This is a genomic window from Acinetobacter sp. 2JN-4 (assembly GCF_003687745.1).
GTDB classification, from domain to species: Bacteria; Pseudomonadota; Gammaproteobacteria; order Pseudomonadales; family Moraxellaceae; genus Acinetobacter; species Acinetobacter halotolerans.
The window spans coordinates 45,368-66,573 of sequence record NZ_RDNY01000012.1; the positions used below are offsets into that span (position 1 = coordinate 45,368).

23 protein-coding genes are annotated in these 21,206 nt (G+C 41.5%); 12 read left to right on the plus strand and 11 right to left on the minus strand.

Annotated features, from left to right (window positions below):
* Nucleotides 1-46 precede the first annotated feature (46 nt).
* The 6 genes from EAH57_RS14590 to EAH57_RS14615 form a co-directional block, all read right to left on the minus strand.
* Entirely contained in the window at nt 47-598 is a 552-nt protein-coding gene (locus EAH57_RS14590) for a phosphatase PAP2 family protein (RefSeq protein WP_121930681.1), read from the minus strand.
* A gap of 24 nt (nt 599-622) precedes the next feature.
* Complete coding sequence (locus tag EAH57_RS14595) at nt 623-1,909, minus strand: glycosyltransferase family 4 protein (protein ID WP_121930682.1); 1,287 nt, start codon at nt 1,907-1,909, stop codon at nt 623-625.
* A gap of 157 nt (nt 1,910-2,066) precedes the next feature.
* Nucleotides 2,067-2,906: a symmetrical bis(5'-nucleosyl)-tetraphosphatase gene (locus EAH57_RS14600; protein ID WP_121930683.1), complete on the minus strand. Its 840-nt coding sequence runs from the start codon at nt 2,904-2,906 to the stop codon at nt 2,067-2,069.
* Nucleotides 2,906-3,718 carry a 16S rRNA (adenine(1518)-N(6)/adenine(1519)-N(6))-dimethyltransferase RsmA gene (gene rsmA, locus EAH57_RS14605; RefSeq protein WP_121930684.1) on the minus strand — a complete coding sequence of 271 codons (813 nt, stop codon included), beginning with the start codon at nt 3,716-3,718 and terminating at the stop codon, nt 2,906-2,908. Before rsmA ends, EAH57_RS14600 begins: the two co-directional genes overlap by 1 nt.
* A 62-nt stretch (nt 3,719-3,780) precedes the next feature.
* Entirely contained in the window at nt 3,781-4,764 is a 984-nt protein-coding gene (pdxA, locus tag EAH57_RS14610; RefSeq protein WP_121930685.1) for a 4-hydroxythreonine-4-phosphate dehydrogenase PdxA, read from the minus strand.
* An 86-nt stretch (nt 4,765-4,850) separates the two neighbouring features.
* Nucleotides 4,851-5,486 carry a hypothetical protein gene (locus EAH57_RS14615; protein ID WP_121930686.1) on the minus strand — a complete coding sequence of 212 codons (636 nt, stop codon included), beginning with the start codon at nt 5,484-5,486 and terminating at the stop codon, nt 4,851-4,853.
* Nucleotides 5,487-5,751: 265 nt separating this feature from the next.
* On the opposite strand from EAH57_RS14615, the gene rplM reads away from it, so the two are divergent.
* From rplM to EAH57_RS14675, 12 genes are all read left to right on the plus strand, one after another.
* The gene (rplM, locus tag EAH57_RS14620; RefSeq protein WP_004669626.1) at nt 5,752-6,180 is read left to right on the plus strand and encodes a 50S ribosomal protein L13; all 429 of its coding nucleotides are present in this window, start codon (nt 5,752-5,754) and stop codon (nt 6,178-6,180) included.
* A gap of 12 nt (nt 6,181-6,192) precedes the next feature.
* Nucleotides 6,193-6,579, plus strand: coding sequence for a 30S ribosomal protein S9 (gene rpsI, locus EAH57_RS14625; protein WP_004669628.1), 387 nt, complete (start codon nt 6,193-6,195; stop codon nt 6,577-6,579).
* Between the two features lie 134 nt (nt 6,580-6,713).
* Nucleotides 6,714-7,370 (plus strand): glutathione S-transferase N-terminal domain-containing protein, encoded by a 657-nt coding sequence (locus EAH57_RS14630; protein WP_004669630.1) that lies wholly within the window; start codon nt 6,714-6,716, stop codon nt 7,368-7,370.
* A gap of 14 nt (nt 7,371-7,384) precedes the next feature.
* Nucleotides 7,385-7,810, plus strand: a complete 426-nt coding sequence (locus EAH57_RS14635) for a ClpXP protease specificity-enhancing factor (protein WP_121930687.1) — start codon at nt 7,385-7,387, stop codon at nt 7,808-7,810.
* 15 nt (nt 7,811-7,825) lie between these two features.
* Nucleotides 7,826-8,485 carry a hypothetical protein gene (locus EAH57_RS14640; protein WP_121930688.1) on the plus strand — a complete coding sequence of 220 codons (660 nt, stop codon included), beginning with the start codon at nt 7,826-7,828 and terminating at the stop codon, nt 8,483-8,485.
* 387 nt (nt 8,486-8,872) lie between these two features.
* Nucleotides 8,873-9,232 (plus strand): roadblock/LC7 domain-containing protein, encoded by a 360-nt coding sequence (locus EAH57_RS14645; protein WP_121930689.1) that lies wholly within the window; start codon nt 8,873-8,875, stop codon nt 9,230-9,232.
* 151 nt (nt 9,233-9,383) lie between these two features.
* Nucleotides 9,384-10,352: a hypothetical protein gene (locus EAH57_RS14650; RefSeq protein ID WP_121930690.1), complete on the plus strand. Its 969-nt coding sequence runs from the start codon at nt 9,384-9,386 to the stop codon at nt 10,350-10,352.
* Nucleotides 10,353-10,360: 8 nt separating this feature from the next.
* The gene (locus EAH57_RS14655) at nt 10,361-10,903 is read left to right on the plus strand and encodes a GTP-binding protein (RefSeq protein ID WP_004669639.1); all 543 of its coding nucleotides are present in this window, start codon (nt 10,361-10,363) and stop codon (nt 10,901-10,903) included.
* A 23-nt stretch (nt 10,904-10,926) separates the two neighbouring features.
* On the plus strand, nt 10,927-11,346 hold the full coding sequence (locus tag EAH57_RS14660) for a roadblock/LC7 domain-containing protein (protein ID WP_004669641.1): 420 nt from the start codon (nt 10,927-10,929) through the stop codon (nt 11,344-11,346).
* 355 nt (nt 11,347-11,701) lie between these two features.
* Nucleotides 11,702-13,048: a sphingomyelin phosphodiesterase gene (locus tag EAH57_RS14665; protein ID WP_121930691.1), complete on the plus strand. Its 1,347-nt coding sequence runs from the start codon at nt 11,702-11,704 to the stop codon at nt 13,046-13,048.
* 14 nt (nt 13,049-13,062) lie between these two features.
* A complete protein-coding gene (locus tag EAH57_RS14670; protein ID WP_121930692.1) occupies nt 13,063-13,992 on the plus strand; it encodes a lipase secretion chaperone in 930 nt (309 codons plus the stop codon).
* A 125-nt stretch (nt 13,993-14,117) separates the two neighbouring features.
* Nucleotides 14,118-14,585: a hypothetical protein gene (locus EAH57_RS14675; protein WP_121930693.1), complete on the plus strand. Its 468-nt coding sequence runs from the start codon at nt 14,118-14,120 to the stop codon at nt 14,583-14,585.
* 32 nt (nt 14,586-14,617) lie between these two features.
* Here the strand turns inward: EAH57_RS14675 and EAH57_RS14680 are convergent, their stop codons facing one another.
* The 5 genes from EAH57_RS14680 to EAH57_RS14700 form a co-directional block, all read right to left on the minus strand.
* Nucleotides 14,618-16,564, minus strand: a complete 1,947-nt coding sequence (locus EAH57_RS14680) for an acetyl/propionyl/methylcrotonyl-CoA carboxylase subunit alpha (protein ID WP_121930694.1) — start codon at nt 16,562-16,564, stop codon at nt 14,618-14,620.
* A gap of 67 nt (nt 16,565-16,631) precedes the next feature.
* Nucleotides 16,632-17,459, minus strand: a complete 828-nt coding sequence (locus EAH57_RS14685) for an enoyl-CoA hydratase/isomerase family protein (RefSeq protein WP_121930695.1) — start codon at nt 17,457-17,459, stop codon at nt 16,632-16,634.
* Between the two features lie 10 nt (nt 17,460-17,469).
* Nucleotides 17,470-18,630 (minus strand): acyl-CoA dehydrogenase family protein, encoded by a 1,161-nt coding sequence (locus EAH57_RS14690; RefSeq protein ID WP_121930696.1) that lies wholly within the window; start codon nt 18,628-18,630, stop codon nt 17,470-17,472.
* Between the two features lie 72 nt (nt 18,631-18,702).
* Nucleotides 18,703-20,316, minus strand: coding sequence for an acyl-CoA carboxylase subunit beta (locus tag EAH57_RS14695; protein ID WP_121930708.1), 1,614 nt, complete (start codon nt 20,314-20,316; stop codon nt 18,703-18,705).
* Nucleotides 20,317-20,319: 3 nt separating this feature from the next.
* Nucleotides 20,320-21,198 carry an SDR family oxidoreductase gene (locus EAH57_RS14700; protein ID WP_121930697.1) on the minus strand — a complete coding sequence of 293 codons (879 nt, stop codon included), beginning with the start codon at nt 21,196-21,198 and terminating at the stop codon, nt 20,320-20,322.
* Nucleotides 21,199-21,206 lie beyond the last annotated feature (8 nt).

The following is a 21,206-nucleotide window of genomic DNA, read 5'->3' on the forward strand; positions in this document are numbered from 1 at the left end:
CGGATTTAAGCGGTAGTATTCTGTTGCTAAATTCGTTCGCAAGCGCTTATAAAAGGATATTAAAGCTTGGCGCGAGTAAAATGATAGCACTGGCAACCGACGCACCAATCATCGCCCCCACAATCACATCACTTGGATAATGCAGCCCTAGAACCATCCGAGACAATGCAACAAGCAGCGTAAATGGCAGCATCAGTATCAGTAAAATCGGCTGAATATATCCCAATGTAATCGTCAACATGACCGCATGTAAGGTATGCCCCGATGGAAAGCTAAAATGATCCAATGGTCGCTCACCCAAGACAATGACCTGATGGACTTGATAAGGTCTCGGACGCGTCGTTTTATGTTTTAAAAATTTATAAATTGAGGTACCAAGCAAACCCGCTGCAATCAAATACAGAATTTGCAGACCGTAAGCCAAGCCTTGCATCGCCCAGACAGACAACAACATGACATACCAAAATGGACCATCACCCAAACGACTAATCGTTTTAAAAAATAAGGCAATGCGTTGTGACTGAGAGAGATGGTTAAGGTATAAACACCCTTTTAAATCAAGATCTAACATTTTTATTTTTGCATTTTGAAAGTTCATAATCTTCTCCTATTTGAGAATACGTTAGGTAGAGCGCATATGTGACTCCTTCGCTACCTGATAAAGTGCTTGTTCTAATTGTTGTACAGGAAATTGCCAACTCGATTGTTGTACGCTTTCACTGGCGAGTAAGCCCATTTGTCGCAACTGCGGAAGCGCAGGTAAATGGCAAATGGATTGAATTAAATCGGCTGTGTTCCCTAATGGACTCAACCATCCCGTAATATCCTGTTTGACATGCTGATGTGCGCAAACGTAATCATAAGCCACGACAGCTAAGCCACTAGCAATCGCTTCGAGAACGACATTGCCAAAGGTATCGGCTTGGCTTGCAAAGGCAAAAACATCCGCACTTGCATATGCAGCCGATAATTCACGACCACTGAGGCTGCCCATAAAAATAACATCTTGTGAGGTGGTTAATTTGCTTAAGCGCACGCGATCAGGTCCATCACCGACGATCACAAACTTAAAATTTGTGCCTTGCTGTGCCTGTAGCGCATGGAAACTTTTAATCAACACATCCACTTCTTTTTCTGGCGATAAGCGTCCCACATACAACATCACCCGCGTATCAGCATCGGCACCCCATTGTTGGCGTAATTGTGCTGAACGATGTTTTGGTGAGAATTTTGTAGTATCCACACCGCGCCCAACCACCACCAAGGGACAGGTCACACCGAAGCCACGTAAGGCTTGCTCGGTATATTGACTTGGCACACAAGTCACATCGGTACTGTTATGGAACCACGTTAAATAGCGTTGAATCGGCTTTACTAAAAAAGCCAAGTCAAAGAAGCGACTAAAGTCATGAAATGCAGAATGAAAACCACTTGATACCGCGATTTGTTTAGATTTAGCAGCTTGTAAAGCGGTCAATCCTAAAGGTCCTTCAGTCACGATATGCACCACATCTGGTGCAAATTTTTCAAAGGCTTTTGAAACCTTTAAATATTGTGGCCAACCAAATTGAACGCTTGGGTACTTTGGGATGGGTTGTGCAAGAACAAAGCATTCCTGATCAGGATGAAACTCTGTACACACGCCTTTCTGTGTCGGGCGGACCAATAAAATCTTATGACCTAGACGTTGCAAACCTTGGCACAACTGCATCATCGACAAAGCCACGCCATTAATCTCTGGCGGCCATGTTTCAGTCACGATTGCAATTCTTAAACGAGGACGAACTAAATCTTGAAGTTCAGATAATTCATTTTGTTGATCTTTAAGTTGTTTCCTTTTAAAGTAAAATTTTATACTTTCAGGAAACTGATCTTGCTTTAATAGAGATGTCGCGTATGTACTTTGCATATCGCCATCCATTTGTGTCGTTATTTTCATGCTTTAAGCTTATAAAATCATTTTGACACTTTAATGATCAATAGATGACAGTTTTTTGACAGTATAAAAATAAAAAAGCCCTATCCCAAACTGAGACAGAGCATAAAAATATGAAAGAGTGTCGACATTAACCCAACGGATTATCGACCTTAAATAACTGCTGATCTTCCAAACGGTAAGCAATCAATTGCTGTCCCCAAACACAACCGCCATCAACACTCTGAATACTTGAGCTTATGGTTTTACCGTGTAAAGCCGCCCAGTGTCCAAAAAGAATGTGGTGTGTTTGTGCAGTCTGACTTTCAAAATCAAACCAAGGCTGAAACCCTTCTGGCATCGGCGCGTCTAAACCATCTTTAAAACTAAACTCAAGACGACCATCTACATCTGTCAAACGCATACGGGTTAAATAATTGGTAATACAGCGTAAACGCGCCATACCGGTTAAGTCCTCAGACCAAACATCGGGTTGTGTACCAAACATTTCTGCCAAAAAATGATCAAGCACACTTAAATCATCATGACCAACAACGTCTTGTACTTCACGCCCATAGCGTTCAGTTTGCTGAGCATCCCACAACAAAGGAACACCTGCATGCGTCAAAATCGTGTGCTGATTTGGCAATAAACACAAAGGTTGTTTACGCAGCCAGTCAATCAGTTCATCACCATCAATCGCATCAATGATATCTTGCGTACCATCTTTGTCTTTGATTTTTTTAAAACCGCGTGCGCAAGCAATTAAGGTCAAATCATGATTACCTAAAACAGTTGCAGCAGCACCCCGATCAGCGAGCTTTTTAACAAAGCGTAATGCGCCAACTGAGTTTTCACCACGCGCCACTAAATCACCAGCAAACCACAAAAAGTCTTGATCAGGATCAAAGCGAATTTCTTTCAACAATGCTTTAAGTGCCTCGAAACAACCTTGCACATCACCAATGACATAGTTATAACGCTTAGACATTAAGACACCATTTGATCTGATAGGGCGACGAACTGAGCCAAGCTTAACGTTTCTGGACGTGCCATCGGATCAACACCAGCTTTTTCAAAACCATCCTCAGCTAACATCCCTTTCAAACTGTTTCGCAAAGTTTTACGACGTTGCGTAAAAACATGCCCCACCAGACGTGCTAAAGCTTTTTCATTATTTGCCACAATCGGTTTGGTTTCATACGGCTCTAAACGGAATACGGCAGAAGTTACTTTTGGCGGTGGATTAAATGATCCCGGCGGAACTTCAAACAAGAATGTCGGTTTGCAAAAATACTGAATCATCACCGACAAACGACCATACTCTTTGGTATTTGGCACAGCGGTAATACGATCCACAACCTCTTTTTGCAACATAAAATGCATATCTTTGACTTTGCTACCAAACTCCAAGAGATGGAACAATAAAGGCGTTGAAATGTTATATGGCAAATTTCCCACGACACGAAGTGGACGACCTTCTTGAAACAATTGAGTGAAATCGTATTTCAATGCATCCGCTTCAATAATCGTCAAACGCTCAGGGTGTGGCACACGCCCAGGTAGACCTGCCGCCAAGTCGCGATCTAGCTCCACGACAGTCAGAGCATCACACTCACCGATGAGTGGCGAGGTCAATGCAGCCAAACCAGGACCAATTTCGACAATATTTTCGCCTGTACGCGGATTTACAGAACGTACAATTTTGGCAATTACACGTTGATCATGCAAAAAGTTCTGACCAAACCGCTTTCGAGCCTGATGCCCTTCATCTTTAGGGTTTAGGGCATTAATTTGATACATATATTTATACTCAATATTTCAAACTTGATTCTCCCCTCGTTGATAAAGAGGGTAAGAAGTGACTAAAACTTCGCAAGGGAGCTTCGAGCTAAATCAAGAGCTAAATCGACTGCTACATGCAAACTCGATGATTTTGCTTGCCCAGTGCCTGCAAGAGAAAGAGCTGTACCATGATCGACTGAGGTTCGAATAAATGGTAAGCCTAAAGTAATATTTACCGCTTCACCAAAGCCCTGTGATTTTAACACAGGTAAACCTTGATCGTGATACATTGCCAAAACAGCATCTGCATCTTTAAGATTTTCAGGGGTGAATAAAGTATCAGCGGGCAAACTCAAACTCATATCAATGCCTTGTACACGATAGCTTTCCAGCACAGGATCGATGACTTCAATCTCCTCTCGTCCCAAATAACCATCCTCACCGGCATGAGGATTTAATCCACATACTAAAATTCGCGGTGCTGCAATTTTAAATTTTGTTTTTAAATCATGAATCAGAATATCAATCACTTGATGCAAGCGTTCTTTGGTAATTGCATCTGGAACATCTCGTAAAGGTAAATGCGTGGTGGCTAAGGCAACGCGTAATGTTTTGGTCGCAAGCATCATAACGACGCGATCAACACCTGCAAACTCTTGGTAATATTCAGTATGACCACTAAAAGCAATACCAGCATCATTAATAATAGACTTCTGCACGGGTGCTGTCGCAACACCCACACTCGCGCCTGCCATTGCGTAATCTCCGGAACGGCGTAATTGCTCTAAAACATAGGCTGCATGTACTGTATTTAATTGCCCCAATTCAACTAGCTCAGTCAAAGGCACATGCTCAACAAAGAGCTGCCCTTTTTCACTCGATTGGCGTTGTCCTTGATATGAGATTAATTCAACAGAGATTTTTAACTGATCAGCGCGCTGCTGCAACATTTCTATATCCGCAAGGACCACAATTGGACGCTCATCTACTCGCTCAGCCAAAGCTAAACAAATATCAGGTCCAATGCCTGCAGGTTCACCCGAAGTGACATATAAAGGGAGCATACTTACCGCCAATCATTCTTGATTTCTACTTAGTGTAACCAAAATCTAAAATCAGCTATAGCATTTCCTTTTATAGTTCGGTCACGTTATTGGCTTGGCGCGTTTTTAGGCAAATTTTGCGGCACTAAATTCGAAGGTGAAAAATGAGGGCTTCGTGTCCAAGGGTTGATTTTTGAAGGTATTTTTTTCTCTATTTGCACAACTACAGTTAAATCTGACCTTTTCTCAGCCTGAATCACCGCACTACTTGGCTTCTCAATCAGCGGATTGGTGGTAATTTCTTTCTTTTCAACCGTCTGTACTTGTTGGACAGGTGGAGCTTCTTTTTTCTCTACTGGCGGCGGAACACCTATAACAGACGTTGAAGGAGAATAAGCTGTCGTCGGCATACCTTGCTTCACTATGGTCTGGGTTGTTGGTTGAGGCTGAGTTGATGATGCGACCACACCTGTAGAGGGTGATTGAAGGTGTGTCTGATCTACTGGGATCTCGATTGCTTTCATTTCAGCAGTAACTGCCATCGCAGGGTCAACGTAGCCATTGCCGCGACTTTCCAACACCTCTAGCTTACGGCTGGTTCCCTCTCTAGGCTGAAATTCTGAATAATTGGTGACACTGCCTTGATCTACCCATTTATAAAGCCGTCGCGCATTTGTCTGTGCTGAACAAACGCAGATTAATATTGTAACTACAATCATTTTTGTAGAAGACGACAACTTCATCAAATTCCCCAAAAGAAGAGGTTAATACTTCTATTTATTTCAATTAATTAATATAAAATCATAGGGCAAAGCCACGTTTGTCACAAGGCAAATAATAGAGCTTAAAATTAAAGTCCTGTTATTGACCAAATCAGTCACATTGCAGCAAATTCTAGTCTCTTGAGTGAATTATTGTTGTGCGTGTTTATAAATTCATGTAAAATTCCGTCTCCTTTTGTTTGGACAGATTCCACCGTCCAAACCAACTATAATAGGTAGTGGTTTAATGAAAACTCTCAGCGCTAAGCCTGCTGAAGTTCAACATGACTGGTATGTTGTTGATGCTTCTGGCAAAACTTTAGGTCGCCTTGCGACTGAAATCGCTCGTCGTTTACGCGGTAAGCATAAAACGTCTTATACTCCTCACGTTGACACTGGTGATTACATCGTTATTATCAATGCTGAGCAAATTCAAGTGACTGGTAAAAAAGCACTTGATAAAAAATATTATCGCCATACTGGTTTCCCTGGTGGTATCCGTGAGACTAACTTCGAGAAGTTAATTGCTCACAAACCTGAAGCAGTTTTAGAAAAAGCTGTTAAAGGTATGTTACCAAAAGGTCCTCTTGGTTATGCAATGATCAAAAAAATGAAAGTGTACGCTGGTACTGAGCATCCTCATACTGCTCAACAGCCACAAGTTTTGGACATCTAAGGGATACAGCACATGGCTACTAATTATGGTACAGGTCGCCGTAAGACCGCAACTGCACGTGTTTTCTTGTCAGCTGGTACAGGCAAACTCGTAATTAACAATCGTACTCTAGAGCAATATTTCGGTCGTGAAACTGCTCGTATGGTTGTGCGTCAGCCTTTAGAGCTTTTAGAAGTAACTGAAAAATTTGACCTTTATATTACCGTTAAAGGCGGTGGTATGGGTGGTCAAGCTGGCGCGATCCGTCACGGTATTACTCGTGCATTGATTGCTGCTGATGAAGATCTAAAACCTGCTCTTCGTCAAGCTGGTTTCGTTACTCGTGATGCTCGTGAAGTTGAACGTAAGAAACTTGGTTTACGTAAAGCACGTAAGCGTCCTCAGTTCTCTAAACGTTAATCGTTTTTCGAATTGGACAAAAAACCTCGGATTTCTCCGAGGTTTTTTTTATTTATAGTCATGATGGTATTTCATGGATGCTTTTTCTGCGGTTTTTTAGTATGCTGAACCGTTTATATCTCTAGCTTTGTAATATGTCGTCGGTTGAGAATACCCCAGTTCAGGGCATTACCCTTTATAGTCATGCAGATGATTTCCGTTCACACTGGATTCGCTTGTTATTAGCAGAAAAGCAAATCAAATATCATCTCATCATAACCGACCATGAAGATGAAGATTTAGCTGATCTAAATCCATACAATCAACTCCCGATGCTGATCGAACAGAATCTAAAGTTATTTTCACCAAATGTCATTGCTGAATATTTAGATGATCGTTATCGTCAAAACAAATTATATGCTGATGCTCCCATGACAAGAGCCGAGCAGCGCCAATATATCTGGCGTTTTGAACAAGACTGGTTCAAGCTCGCTGATCAGATGCTGAGACATAGCGATACACTCGATCCAAAGCAAAAGCAAAAAGCACAAAAAGAACTCAGAGATACCCTTATTTCCCTAACACCGCTGTTCCAACATTACCCCTTTTTTATGTCTGAAACCTTTTCCATCTTAGATTGTATGCTAGCGCCGATTTTTCTGAGATTAAAAAGTATGGGAATTGAACTGCCTGCACAGCACTGCCGACCTATTTTCTTGTATTGTCATCGTATCTTTAGCCGTCCATCGTTCACTAAATCAATGACAGCCCAAGAAAAAAACAGCTACAATGAATTGATTTCTACGATTTAATAAGTTTTTCAATTATGTCTGAGCAAATAACTTTTACACCGACACGCCCATATCTTGCTCGTGCCATTTATGAATGGATTTGCGATAATCAACTGACGCCTTATTTACTGGTCGATGCAACACAACCACATACCGATATTCCTCTGCAATTTGTCAAAGATGGTCAAATTGTTTTGAATCTTGCACCACATGCGGTGCACCAGCTAAACATCAGCAATGAAATGATTTGTTTTTCTGCTCGATTTGGCGGCGTAGCAAAAGAAATCTATGTGCCCATTCAAGCCGTATTGGGTATCTATGCAAAAGAAAATGGACAAGGTTTATTTTTCGACCCTTCTGAATATACTGATATTGAAGTCACCACAACAGCTCAAATAGATGAACCAAAGCAAAAAACTGAACCAAGTAAAAAGAAACCTTCTCTTAGAATTCTAGATTAAACGAGGATATCCCTGATGGCATTTGACTTAGTTCAATATTTTTCTGAACAAATTAAAATTCAAAAACCACAACTTTTTAATCAATATTCTCAAAAAGAAAAGCAACTTCATATTGACGAGATCAATGCGCTTGCGCTTGGTCGATTGATTAGCCTTTGGAAACAAAATCATCAAAAGCTGTATCAGGAGGTTCAAAACTCTGATCCACTTTATATCCAAGAAATCACACGACACCTGACCACCTCAGCACACAACCAATCAACGCTCAGTGCCTCAGAATTAGAAACCAGTCTGACTGAGGTGTTATCGTTACAATTCGCCGAATTAAAACAATTAGACCAAACAGGAAGTTTTGGTTTAGCAGGTTTAACGGAGTTACTGTTGGGTCAAATTGAGCACTTATCTGGACAAGCCGAAGACTGGGTGTGGTCAACCAATCAGTTAACTGAGCTATTAGGCTCTAAGCCCGTTGAACAAGAAGAAATCTCTCTTGAAGCAACCATGCAAGAATTTAATCAATTGGTTCATCAAGCACAACCAAATGCGCATGATGATACCGTTTTGGAAGCTACCCCTCCGCTCACACCGACGTGGTCCTATATCGCTGCTCCGTTGGTGGCGTTGATTATTCTGATGATTTTATATTGTGCTTACAGCCAATTAGTTTATGTTTAAACACCCGATCTCAGATAGAGAAAGCGGAATAACTTTCTCTATCCCGTCCCAAACTTGCACACACTTTAGTTTATTTAATTATTAATTTAAGAATTCTAATTAAAACACTTTTACATTTATTTACAATACAAAACCCCCAAAAAACCACATCATTATTGTGAATAAAATCACATTTACCACAAAATATAATCCTTAATTAATATTATAATCCGTTTACTTGACAAAAATTGTCAATTCCTAACATTTCCATTATTTAAATTATGCTAAAGCATGATTGATTTAATAAAATACTCTCCTATAATGAAATTAAGTACTTTTGAAAACCAATTAAAACAAAAGTAACTTATATAAACTTATAAACAAGAATGTATCAGTAGAGATAATATCATGGCTAAAATTTCATTAGAAAGCTTATCAAACATTGATGGTTTCGTTGCAGCAGCATTAGTAGACACAGAAAGTGGCTTAGCGCTCGCAACTCAAGGTGGGGGCACAATTGATTTAGAGCTTGCAGCTGCAGGTAATACCGAAGTTGTACGAGCAAAGCGCCGTGTCGCTAACTCATTGAAACTAAACGATGATATTGAAGACATTTTAATTACACTAGGCAAGGCTTACCACCTCATCCGCCCATTGGAAAGCAATGGAAATCTATTCCTTTATGTTGTACTAGACCGCAGTAAATCCAACCTTGCAATGGCTCGTCATGAACTCAAAACGTTTGAGAAAGAGTTAGACTTTGCTTAATTAGCAATAGCAAAACATTTAATATATTAGACTTCCTATATCTATTTTTATTTTAGTTAAAATTAAAAATAATATAAGAGGTCTAATATTAGTCTCTCTTAAAAGACTAATTTTGCTCAGTCCAATATTTTACCAATATTAAAGTGATACTATGAATGGGCATTGCATTAATATCGCAATTTCAGGTATAAGTTTAAAAGTTTCAGATGAGTTAAAATTAGAACTTAGAAAAACAATACCTCATGAATTTGGCATTAATTGGATTAATATTGCCGATCCAAATATAGACTTATTATTAATAAATGAAAACTTTTTCGATACCGAAGGTATCCAACGCATCTTAGAACAAAAACAACTCCCTTGTTTAAAGATTTCAAAGGGACAAGGTTCTTGCCACATAGAAGAGCACAACACACTTTTTCTACCCTTCCAACACACTGATGCACTCAAGAACTGGATTCATCTTCGCCTTTTAAGTTATTTATCTGATCAACGAATGCAACAACCAAAGGTGGAACTGGTCTCGACACACAATGCCATCAATCAAAAGTTTTTAACAGAGATGTTAAATCCAGAAAATGCTCGACTGCATCTTTTTGATGATCATGGCACTTTAGCGATTATTGATACTCGCAGCCAAATTGCTTGGCTAGAACCGACACGTACCCATACACAAACCAACCATAGTTTTAATTATGAATTTGCCACAACGTCCGATTTCACCAAAGTGTCGCGTAAAGTTGAATACAACTTACAAGACTGGTTATGGAATCTTTTTTGGCATTCTGTCGAATTTCAGCGCCTCGCCCCTAGCGAGAATGAGTATTACAAACTCGATTTTTGGCCACAACCTGCTCAGCACAATGATCGTAAAACCATCCTACAACTTTCAGCATGTTTTATCCAAGGCGCTCAACTTGGTCAAGTTGCCACACAATTAAAACTACCGATTCAAACAGTTCAACAATTTATTTCTGCTTGCATCGTTTCGAGCAACGGCGGCATCGTCTCGGCTTCAGAAAGTCATTATTTACAAACAGAGACTGCTGAACAAACGACAGAACAACACGGTTTTTTAAATAAATTTTTCGGCAAAATTAGACGCCGTTTTGGTCTTTAAGGAATGACATGATACTTCAACAATATAAAATTGTTTTCGCAGGAAGTATGGGTTCAGGGAAAACTGAAGCGATCAAATCTCTCTCGGAAATTCCAGTACTTGCCACGGAAGCATTCAATACGGATACACAAGCGCATAATAAAGTAGAAACGACCGTGGGGATTGATTACGGCGAGATCACACTGGATGATGGTGTAAAAATCGGTCTTTATGGCACGCCAGGGCAAACACGTTTTGACTTTATTTGGCCTGTCATTTGCCAAGGTGCACTGGGTGTAGTTCTACTGGTCGATCACAATAGTAAAGTTCCACTGGAAGAACTTGAAGGTTATTTAGATAGATTTAAAGACTATACGCAAAACATCTCCATTGGTGTTACACATGTAGATGAAAACAAAGGGCAATCCACGTCAATCTATCGAGATTGGTTAATCCAAAACAACTATCAATACCCACTATTTTTTATAGACGCCCGCAAACAAGAACATATCCTGCTCATGATTGAATCACTGATTGCCACACTAGAAGTCAATTTAAAAGCGACCAATTAATCACTTTATAAAAGAGAAGAATTATGCTCAGTATTCCCAGCCAACAACGTACCGCGCCAAAAGAACTTATTCAGTTTGCGAAAGCGCAAGCCAACGATATTTTGATCAATATTCGAGGCATTGACTACATTATGCTTTGCTCTACTGATGGTTTTGAGCTTGCTTCGATTTATAAAAAAAACCCATATAACAGTAGTAAACTGGCAGCGGTAAGCAGCTCAATACTGGCGATGGTCAGTGCTTTTCTCAATGAGATCCAACTCACAGGATGTCAAAGTATTACCTTAGATGCAGAAAATGGCAAAGCGATTCTGACGGCGATTCCCTCTCCCCATCACCCAATGGTCATGGTGACTTTAAGCAATAAAGATGTTCTTCTAGGGCAATTGCTATATAGCCTCAAACAAGCCAGTGCAGCCATCAGCGCAGCAGATCAAGCTTAACCCTCTCATTTACTTTACTCAATCTGTCAGGGGACAAACACCCTGACAGATTTTTTATTTGTATAAAAAATCTGTCAATAGATAATAAATTTTCATATTCGAACCTATACCTCCCATCAAATTTATCGCAGCAATAAAAAAACATTAGCGAATGACTATTTCAAAATCATCTACATAGATTGCTTTTTCCTGAATCAGACGAACGGTTTAAAAATTACATGATTTAGCAACAAATTTTTATTATGATAATTTGCGAACAAATAACAACACTAATTTTCAAAAATGAAAATCAACAAGATTGCTTGATTGAAGATATTCATCAACGCAATGCACTATCAACAAGGAGAAACATTAAATGGGGCTGAAAAATATTAAATTCAGTGTAGCAACAACACTACTGATAGGTACTTTTGCCATGCAAGATACACTGGCAGATTCTTATGTGTTCATTACCAATACCACACCTGAAACTGTATCAATACAAGTCAACCATACTGGTAGTCAAACATTAGAACAAGGAAACCAGTGGGCACAAGAAGCAACTCAAATTGCGCCTTATGAAACCAAGCGTGTGCTACGAATGAATCGTTATTCAGGATTAAAATCTGGACAGACTTATAATTTTGATACGATTGTTTCGAGTGGAAGCTCACAAGTAACATTCAAACAATCGATGACAGGTACTTGGTCTGGCAGCACCATCAAGCACGGCATCCAAACGGCATCTACTACATCACCTTGGTATACTGATCGCAATGTTCATCGCATCAATACCACTTATGCAGGCTTATCGGCACAGGCTGCGGTTAAAGCCGTATATACTGGCGGTTATGATGATTTTCATTACACCATCCATCAAAATACTGTCCAAGAAGCGATCTCCAGCAGTGCAGATGAATTAAAAGTACTGTCCTATAACATTTACGCTCTGCCCATGGTTGCAAGTCAAATTAGTGAGCGTTTAGCAGAACTTCCAAATCATTTAAATGGTTATGATGTGATTTTAATGCAAGAAGCATTTGCATCTTCTCGTACAGGGATGTTGAATCAACTGGCACAACAATATCCATATCAAACACATATCCCAGTCGGTTCAGGTTATAACTTATTTGATAGTGGTCTCGTGATCGTCAGTCGTTATCCTATTGTGAAAACAGCACAACAGATTTATCCAGATTGTACAGGGACAGATTGTTTTGCGGATAAAGGCGTGTTGTATGCCGAAATTATCAAAAATGGTAAAGCCTATCATGTGACCTCAACGCATACCGCATCGTTTGATACCACCGAAGCGCGCGCCCTACGTCAAGTTCAATTCCAGCAAATTCGTCAGTTAATCAACCAACAAAATATCCCAAGTTTTGATGCTGTATTGATGGGCGGAGACTTTAATGTCAACAAGCTGTTATGGCCGCAAGATTATCAAGACATGCTTACCAACCTAAATGCGACATCACCCGTCAGCACAGGTTATACCGAATCTACATTTGATCCTCGTATTAACAAACTGGCTGGTGCAGCAGGTTCAGGTGGCACAACAGTTGAATATTTGGATTATGTGGTTTCTTCAAATACACATCGCCAACCGATTCAATCGCGTAATGATGTTCGTATTTTACGTTCTACCGCAGACCCACTGTTTATGACATGGGATCTTTCTGACCATTTCCCTGTGATGGGACATTTTAACTACAATCCATAAACGGAATACTGTGGATGAATAAAAGACTATTACTGACAATCGTTATTGTTTTACTGGTCTTGGTCGGAATTGTAGTCTGGAAGAGCAGCGCCTCTTCCGCTGCAATCCAACAAAGCCAAACCATGCCAATCTCTGATGATTCAACAATGCATTCGACAGATGAGACTATGCAGAATAAAACCACAGATGAGCTTTTTCAAGAATCCTTATTGAGACAATTACAAGTGCTTCAGAAGCAACCTGGAAATATCACTCAATTTTTGAATGACTTTAAAGCGAATTGTCATGTACAAGACTGTAATGCGGCTTTAGCAAAAGCATTGGCAGATTATCCTGACCAAGAATTTGCGCATTTGGTTGAAAATTTATTAAAACGTATGCCGCAATATGAACAGCACATGCAAAGTACAGTGCTTTCAACATCTTTATCTCCGCAAGAACGTTTCAATGCGTTATGGAAATTAAGAGAACAAACGCTTGGAAAAGCTGAAGCGATGCTCGGTTTTGGGCAAGAGCGTAATTATGCGGATTACAAATTTGCTTATGCAGAGATTAAGCAAAATAAAGATCTGAATGCAGAACAACGTTTAAAAGCTTTCGGGGAATTGCAACATCGATATCCAGATGCAACTCAACAACAAAGCAAAATTGGACTGTACGAACAATCCATTGAATTACTCAATCAAAACCACAACAATTCTGCCGAGACTGAACGTTTAAAACAGATCTTGCAGCAACGTTATCTCACGGAACAGGAACGACAAGACATTCAACGTCGAGATCAACGTGAAATACAACAACAGCAACAAGTGAATCAATACCAGCAAGCATTACAACAATTACAACAAGACATGCAACCGTTGAAAAATCAGCTCTCCGAGGCCGAGTGGCAGCAACAGTATCAACAGCGCCTAGAAACATTAAGATCAACCATGTTCCCATAAAATAAGTACCATCCCATTGATCGGGATGGTCACTATTTCATCGCTGGGATTTTTTACTTATACTGATTCATAGACAGACATTCACCTTGCACAATCACGCTTAATTTTTTATGGAAATCAAAGGAATGACTTATCCAAATTATCAACAAGATCTCAATATTGCACTTGAATCGGAAATATTGGGTGAATTGATTTTTCTCAATGCAGCCAAGTACTCGCGTTCAGTTGACCAACAACACAAATGGCAGATATTGGCGCAACTGGAAACCCAAACACTGCAAAAACTCCAACTGTTTTTAAAAGAACAAGGGAGAACTGCCTCGATTCGACCTCATATCAAACTACAGGCCAAAGCATCGGGTATTGTAATGGCAAAGCTCCCTTGGAAGCTCGCGATGCGCTTACTCAAACAAGGGACAAAACCATTTATGGCGACCTTTGAACGCATGAATCAACATGCAGATGCCGATACCCAAGATTTTCTAAAATATTTACTGGCGCATGAACAAGCTTTAGCAGAATTTGCGACACAGGAATTAAAAGGAAATACTACAGGCTCATTAGCACCTGTATTCGCCTTATTAAAAAGCTAGGTCGATTGACCTAGCTTTTTATTCAATATGGATTAGGCAATCGAAACATTTAACAGTAATTGCCGTTTTTTCACTTGTTGTCCGACTTGGCCAATTAACTCATCAACAACCCCATCAACATCAGACTTGATTTGTTGCTGAATCTTCATTGCTTCCAACACCAATAAGGTCTGCCCTTTGCTCACCGTATCACCGACATTGACCAAAAGATTAACGATTGCACCATCCATAGGTGCACGGATTTTGCCATCACCAATAACCTCTGCGGCTTCAGGCGCTGCATAGGTGCTATTTTCAATCACAATGTTGCCATTGCCTGCATCTAAATACAGTTGATTCTGATCCAAAACATAATTCAGCTTACGGCGTATACCATTGGCTTGATAGACAATTGTCCCGTCAACAATATCGATCAAATCAACCGTAGCATGTTGGTCGCATAGTTGAACCGTGACTTGATGATGATTTGACTGAACATGCAACAATAGTTGCTGGTCAGCATATTTCAATCTTAATGGGAACGGAACTGAAACGCCGGTTTGCCACGCTTGATTGGACTGATTTTGTTGAGTAAATAATGCGGCAGCAACAGCCAAAGTTTCAAGCTCTAACACTTGTTGATGCAGACTCACATCATCCTGAAAATGCTGCTGGATAAATGCAGTATTGGTATCCCCAGCGACAATAATCGGATGACGTAACAAATTAGACAGGAATTGTTTATTACTATTCACTCCCAAAAGCACGCAATCATCGACCGCTCTTGCCAGTAGGCGAATTGCATCCTGACGTGTTTTGCCATAGGCAATCACTTTAGCCACCATCGGGTCATAGAATGGGCTAATTTCACCTTGCTCCAACATGCCATGATCAATACGGACATTCGGCAACTCCGCAGGTTGCCAACGTAACACTTTGCCTGTTTGCGGTAAAAAATCCTGACGCGGATCTTCAGCATACAAACGTACTTCGATCGCATGACCATTTAAGGTCAGTTCATGTTGCTGTAATGGTAAAGTTTCACCATTGGCGACTCGTAATTGCCATTCAACCAAATCAAGCCCTGTAATCATTTCTGTCACGGGGTGTTCAACTTGCAAACGCGTGTTCATTTCCAAGAAATAAAACTCGCCTGATTGATCAAGGAGAAATTCTACCGTACCCGCACCGATGTAATCGCAAGCTTTGGCCGCAGCAACCGCAGCCTCACCCATTTTTTGGCGTAATTCAGGGGTCATGACTGGACACGGTGCTTCTTCAACCACCTTTTGATGACGGCGTTGAATCGAACAATCACGTTCGAACAAATACACATAATGACCATGCTTATCCCCAAACACTTGTATCTCAACATGGCGAGGTGCGATGACCGCTTTTTCAATAATCAGCTCACCTGAACCAAAAGCATTTTCAGCTTCAGAACGTGCAGTTTTCAAAGCTTCCAATACGTCAACAGCTTGGTGTACCAAACGCATACCGCGCCCACCACCACCAGCCGATGCTTTCACCATTAAAGGGAAACCGATTTTTTCTGCCTGTTCAGCAAGGTATTCAATATCCTGTTGGTCACCTTCATAACCCGGTACACACGGCACACCTGCCTCAATCATGGCAATTTTGGATAATCGCTTGCTACCCATCAAATGAATTGCTGCGGCATTCGGACCAATAAAGGTAATACCATGATCACTGCAGGCTTGTGCAAAGTCAGTATTTTCTGACAAAAAACCATATCCTGGATGGACCGCATCAGCACCTGTCTTTTGGCACGCTTCAATAATATTGGCAATCGACAGATAAGATTCTGAAACTTTAGATGCACCGATATACACAGCTTCGTCTGCAACCTGAACATGTCGGGCATTGGCGTCAGCATCGGAATATACAGCAACGGTTTGATAGCCCATTGCTTTAGCCGTTTCCATCACCCGCACTGCAATTTCGCCACGGTTGGCCACTAATACTTTTGAAAATTTCATTTTATGTTCCTCAAAGCATAGCTTTTCGCTTGCACAGTGGCAAAGCGATGCTTTGCTATTTCACTGTTCACGTCCAATTTGGCAAACGTTTTTGAATAAATGCCATCGTGCCCTCTTGGCCTTCTGCACCACTGACCGCTTGTGCAAACTGCTGTGCAGCATCATCCAAAAGTACAGTTAAAGGTTCATTTAAAGTGCGATGTAATAAGGCTTTAGTAGCACGAGAGGCCAATGGTGCAGCACGCTTAATCAGTTGGATCGTTTCAGCAAGCTGTTGTTCTAGCTCGGCATCATCTTGAGCGACCTGATGCACCACCCCGTACGTTAATGCGGCCTCACCGTTAAAACGTAAACCCAATAATGCCAAACGACGTGCTTGAGTCAAACCAATACGTTTCACCACAAAAGGTGCAATTTGCGCAGGCAATATGCCTAGCCCTGTTTCGGGCAAACCAAATTGGGCATCATTACGGCTAATCGCAATATCAGAGACACAAGCCAAACCAAAACCACCGCCCAATATTGCACCCTCAAGCACGACCACCACAGTTTGCGGTGCTTGATCCACATATTCAATCATGGCACCAAAGCGGCGATTAAAATCAACATAAGGCTGTAAGCTACCTGCATTGGCAGCTTCTGCACGAAGTGCCGCCATATCCTTAATGTCACCTCCTGCACAGAAGTGACCACCTTTACCGCGCAGAATCACGGCGCGAATCGAAGCATCATCAGAGATATGCGCAAAGACCTGTTGAATAGCATTGACCATATTTAAACTCATGGCATTACGACTCTCAGGACGATTCAGCCAAAGCGTTAAAATACTGCCTTCTTGTTCAAGTTGAATGCTGTCATCGACATCTAAACGCGCAAGAGAAGCTGAAAGTGTCATCATTCTTCTCCTAGTTCTTCTGTTTCTTCGGCAAGATATCCATGAGTTTACAAATGATCCCCAGCATAATCTCATCCGCACCACCACCAATCGAGCCTAAACGCCCATCACGGAACAATTGCGATGCTGGGTTATCCCACATGAAACCATTCCCCCCCCAATATTGCAGGCAGCTATCTGCTACTTCACGGCTTAAACGCCCTGCTTTGAGTTTTGCCATTGATGCCAACATGGTGACATTTTCCCCTACAATATGTTGTTCACAGGCTTGATTCGTCAGTGCTCGCAATGCTTCAACTTCAGTCATCAGCTCTGCAAAACGAAAATGCACATATTGATTATTAATCAATGGCTGACCAAACGTCGTCCGCTCTTTCGCATAATCAATGGTTTGCTGAATCACTTTTTCCATACCACCGACCGCATTGGCACAGGCCCACATACGCTCTTCTTGAAACTGCATCATTTGCATCATAAAGCCCATGCCTTCCGCACCAACGAGATTACGCTGCGGTACGCGCACATTGTCAAAATAAACTTGGGCGGTTGTGGTCGAACGCATTCCTAACTTATTGAGTGGCTCTGAAAAACTGATCCCTGCGGTCTTGGCAGGTACAATGATCATCGATTTATTGACATGTGGTTTGTCATCAGATGTGTTGGCAAGTAGACAAAAGAAATCCGCTTGGAGCGAGTTAGTAATCCACATTTTGCTGCCATTGATCACATAGTCATCACCATCTTTTTTGGCTGTGGTTTTAATCGCAGCGACATCAGAACCTGCATGTACTTCTGAAACAGCAATCGCGGCGACATATTCACCAAGAATGGCTGGATTGAGAAATTCATCTCGAAGTTCCTTACTACCAAAGCGAGCTAGCGCAGGCGTTGCCATATCGGTTTGCACACCAATCGCAAGCGGCACACCGCCACATGCAGCACGGCCTAACTCTTCCGCCACTACAAGGTTATAAGAATAATCTAAGCCCAAACCACCATTTTCTTCAGGTTTACAGATGCCTAATAAACCCAAATTCCCCATTTTTTTAAATACATCATGAATTGGAAAACGTCCTGCTTCCTCCCACTCTGGAATAAATGGATTCAATTCATTTTCTACAAACTGGCGTGTAGTGCGACGTAAGGCATCATGCTCTGCGGTAAATTTCATTGTTTTTTTCCTTAAATTTAATATTCATAAATCCCTCCTGACTTGCGGAACGTTGTCCTCAGGGGAGATTTCTTAAAATCTCGATACACCAAATCGAGTTGGATTCAACTCACGTTGCTGTGCTTCATATATGGTTTGCAATAAAAAGATCAGGACCTTACGCGTATCTCTTGGATCGATAATGCCATCATCATGCAGCATTGCAGTGTTGAATAAGGCAGTCGACTGCTGCTCAAGTTTCATGGCAGTACTTTGCTCGAGGAAATCCAACATCTGCGGATTCGGCTCCATTCCAGAAGCTTTTTGCTTACCCTCAGCAACGATACGCAATACCTTGCCTGCCTGTGCTGATCCCATCACTGCCACATGTGAGTTTGGCCACGCAAAAATAAAGCTCGGTGAAAGACTGCGTCCGCACATTGCATAGTTACCTGCACCATAAGAGCCAGCAACAATGATCGAAATTTTAGGCACAGTGGCATTGGCAACGGCCTGAATCAATTTGGAACCATGCTTAATGATGCCGTTCTGTTCCGCATCTGTTCCAACCATAAAACCTGTAGTGTTGTGCAAAAATAAAAGTGGACGTTGGGTCTGCTCACAGAGATGAATAAACTGTGCCGCTTTGACTGCACCTTGGGGTGTAATCGGACCATTATTGGTAATGATACCAATATGCACCCCACCCATTTTTGCCCAACCACATACCGTTAAAGCATCGTATTCTTGTTTAAACTCCAGAAAATCAGAATCATCAATAATGCGAGCCACAATCTCTTTCATATCGAAAGGTTGTTTTGGATCTTGTGGGATGATACCTAGCAGCTCTTCTGCTGAATAACGAGGTTTTTTGTATTCTTGATCGAGACGTGTGGTTTGTTCTTTCCAGTTCAAATGCTCAAAAATTTCTCGTGCCAAACGAATACCATCGGCATCATTTTCAGCAAGATACTCCGCTACCCCTGACACTTGGGTATGCATTTCTGCACCACCCAATTCTTCGGCAGTTGCCACTTCGCCTGTTGCAGCGAGTAATAAAGGTGGACCTGCCAACAGCATTTCAGTCTGTTTGCGCACCGCGATCACATAGTCAGACAAACCCGGTTGGTATGCACCACCTGCGGTCGCATTGCCATGTACGACTGCGACTTGCGGAATACCTGTTGCAGATAATCGTGCTTGATTGGCAAAGGTCATCCCACCATAGGTAAATACTTCTGCGGCATAATTTAAGTTTGCCCCACCACTTTCAGTCAAGGTCACCATCGGTAACTTTTGTTCAAGCGCGATTTTTTGCAAACGTAAGGTTTTCTGAACACCCATTGGTGACATGGTGCCGCCTTTGATGGCACTATTACTGGCAGAGACTAAAGCGCGGACACCACTCACAAAGCCGATCCCAGCAATGATGCCACCACCAGCTTCAGAACCATCTTTATCATCATGCATGTTGTAGCCGACTAAGCCACACAGCTCGACAAATGGTGAATCAGCATCAAGCAATAAACGTACACGTTCATGCGGCAAGATTTTGCCTTTCTTGTCAAACTTCGGTTTTGCAGCATACGATTTATCAATGCTTTTTTGCTGTACAGCACGAACTTCTGCAAGCTGACTTAATAACGCTTCACGGTTTTGCTCGTATTGCTCACTACCTACAGCGATTTCAGATTGAAGAATAGTCATCATTTATTCTCCATCTGTATTTTTAAAAATATCTGGAATAAATGCACGGTGGAAACCATTAAATGCTTCATTGTTGGTGGCATCCGCCAATGGGTACATGCGCGTACCTTGTGAAGCTGCACCGTCAATACGTAAAGTCACCCCTGAAACAAAAGCCGCTGCATCAGAAAGTAAATAACAAATCGCTGAAGAAATTTCAGATTCCGTCCCCATACGTTTTAAAGGAACGTTGCTTGCCAAACTTGGAATAATGACTTTGGCAAAGTCACCGCTGTAGTTATCCATGCCAGAGGAGATAATCCAACCTGGTGCAACTGCATTAACACGTACGCCTGATTTACCCCATTCCACCGAAGCCGTTTTGGTTAGGTTATCTACCCCTGAACGTGCCGCCCCTGAATGCCCCATACCCGGCATACCGCCCCACATATCTGCGGTCATGTTGACGATACTGCCACCATGCTTTGCCATCCATTGATTATAAGCTTCACGCATTAAGTAGAATGTAGAGTGCAGATTGTTACGGACCACAGCATCAAAGCCATTGGCAGAAATACTTTCGAGTGAAGAAGGAAACTGGCCACCAGCGTTATTCACTAGACCACTCAGCTTGCCAAGTTTTTCAATCACTTCGGCTATCATGCTTTTGACTTGTTCTTCATCACGGTTATCACAGACGATAAAATGGACTTTGCCACCGTCCTCTATGATTTCTTGGCTAACTTTTTCCAGCTTTTCAATTTTGCGCCCTGTGATCACGACTTGCGCACCCAAAGATGCCAGCTCATGTGCTGTACAGCGCCCAATACCTGAACCACCGCCTGTGACGATAATTACTTTATCGGCAAATGCATCGGTTCTAAAAATTGATTGATAACTCATTTTGCTCT

Excerpts from the sequence above, each read along its gene's own strand:
- EAH57_RS14590 (WP_121930681.1), bottom strand. The coding sequence starts at position 598 with ATGAACTTTCAAAATGCAAAAATAAAAATGTTAGATCTTGATTTAAAA.
- EAH57_RS14595 (WP_121930682.1), bottom strand. The coding sequence starts at position 1,909 with ATGCAAAGTACATACGCGACATCTCTATTAAAGCAAGATCAGTTTCCT.
- EAH57_RS14600 (WP_121930683.1), bottom strand. The coding sequence starts at position 2,906 with ATGTCTAAGCGTTATAACTATGTCATTGGTGATGTGCAAGGTTGTTTC.
- rsmA (WP_121930684.1), bottom strand. The coding sequence starts at position 3,718 with ATGTATCAAATTAATGCCCTAAACCCTAAAGATGAAGGGCATCAGGCT.
- pdxA (WP_121930685.1), bottom strand. The coding sequence starts at position 4,764 with ATGCTCCCTTTATATGTCACTTCGGGTGAACCTGCAGGCATTGGACCT.
- EAH57_RS14615 (WP_121930686.1), bottom strand. The coding sequence starts at position 5,486 with ATGAAGTTGTCGTCTTCTACAAAAATGATTGTAGTTACAATATTAATC.
- rplM (WP_004669626.1), top strand. The coding sequence starts at position 5,752 with ATGAAAACTCTCAGCGCTAAGCCTGCTGAAGTTCAACATGACTGGTAT.
- rpsI (WP_004669628.1), top strand. The coding sequence starts at position 6,193 with ATGGCTACTAATTATGGTACAGGTCGCCGTAAGACCGCAACTGCACGT.
- EAH57_RS14630 (WP_004669630.1), top strand. The coding sequence starts at position 6,714 with ATGTCGTCGGTTGAGAATACCCCAGTTCAGGGCATTACCCTTTATAGT.
- EAH57_RS14635 (WP_121930687.1), top strand. The coding sequence starts at position 7,385 with ATGTCTGAGCAAATAACTTTTACACCGACACGCCCATATCTTGCTCGT.
- EAH57_RS14640 (WP_121930688.1), top strand. The coding sequence starts at position 7,826 with ATGGCATTTGACTTAGTTCAATATTTTTCTGAACAAATTAAAATTCAA.
- EAH57_RS14645 (WP_121930689.1), top strand. The coding sequence starts at position 8,873 with ATGGCTAAAATTTCATTAGAAAGCTTATCAAACATTGATGGTTTCGTT.
- EAH57_RS14650 (WP_121930690.1), top strand. The coding sequence starts at position 9,384 with ATGAATGGGCATTGCATTAATATCGCAATTTCAGGTATAAGTTTAAAA.
- EAH57_RS14655 (WP_004669639.1), top strand. The coding sequence starts at position 10,361 with ATGATACTTCAACAATATAAAATTGTTTTCGCAGGAAGTATGGGTTCA.
- EAH57_RS14660 (WP_004669641.1), top strand. The coding sequence starts at position 10,927 with ATGCTCAGTATTCCCAGCCAACAACGTACCGCGCCAAAAGAACTTATT.
- EAH57_RS14665 (WP_121930691.1), top strand. The coding sequence starts at position 11,702 with ATGGGGCTGAAAAATATTAAATTCAGTGTAGCAACAACACTACTGATA.
- EAH57_RS14670 (WP_121930692.1), top strand. The coding sequence starts at position 13,063 with ATGAATAAAAGACTATTACTGACAATCGTTATTGTTTTACTGGTCTTG.
- EAH57_RS14675 (WP_121930693.1), top strand. The coding sequence starts at position 14,118 with ATGACTTATCCAAATTATCAACAAGATCTCAATATTGCACTTGAATCG.
- EAH57_RS14680 (WP_121930694.1), bottom strand. The coding sequence starts at position 16,564 with ATGAAATTTTCAAAAGTATTAGTGGCCAACCGTGGCGAAATTGCAGTG.
- EAH57_RS14685 (WP_121930695.1), bottom strand. The coding sequence starts at position 17,459 with ATGACACTTTCAGCTTCTCTTGCGCGTTTAGATGTCGATGACAGCATT.
- EAH57_RS14690 (WP_121930696.1), bottom strand. The coding sequence starts at position 18,630 with ATGAAATTTACCGCAGAGCATGATGCCTTACGTCGCACTACACGCCAG.
- EAH57_RS14695 (WP_121930708.1), bottom strand. The coding sequence starts at position 20,316 with ATGACTATTCTTCAATCTGAAATCGCTGTAGGTAGTGAGCAATACGAG.
- EAH57_RS14700 (WP_121930697.1), bottom strand. The coding sequence starts at position 21,198 with ATGAGTTATCAATCAATTTTTAGAACCGATGCATTTGCCGATAAAGTA.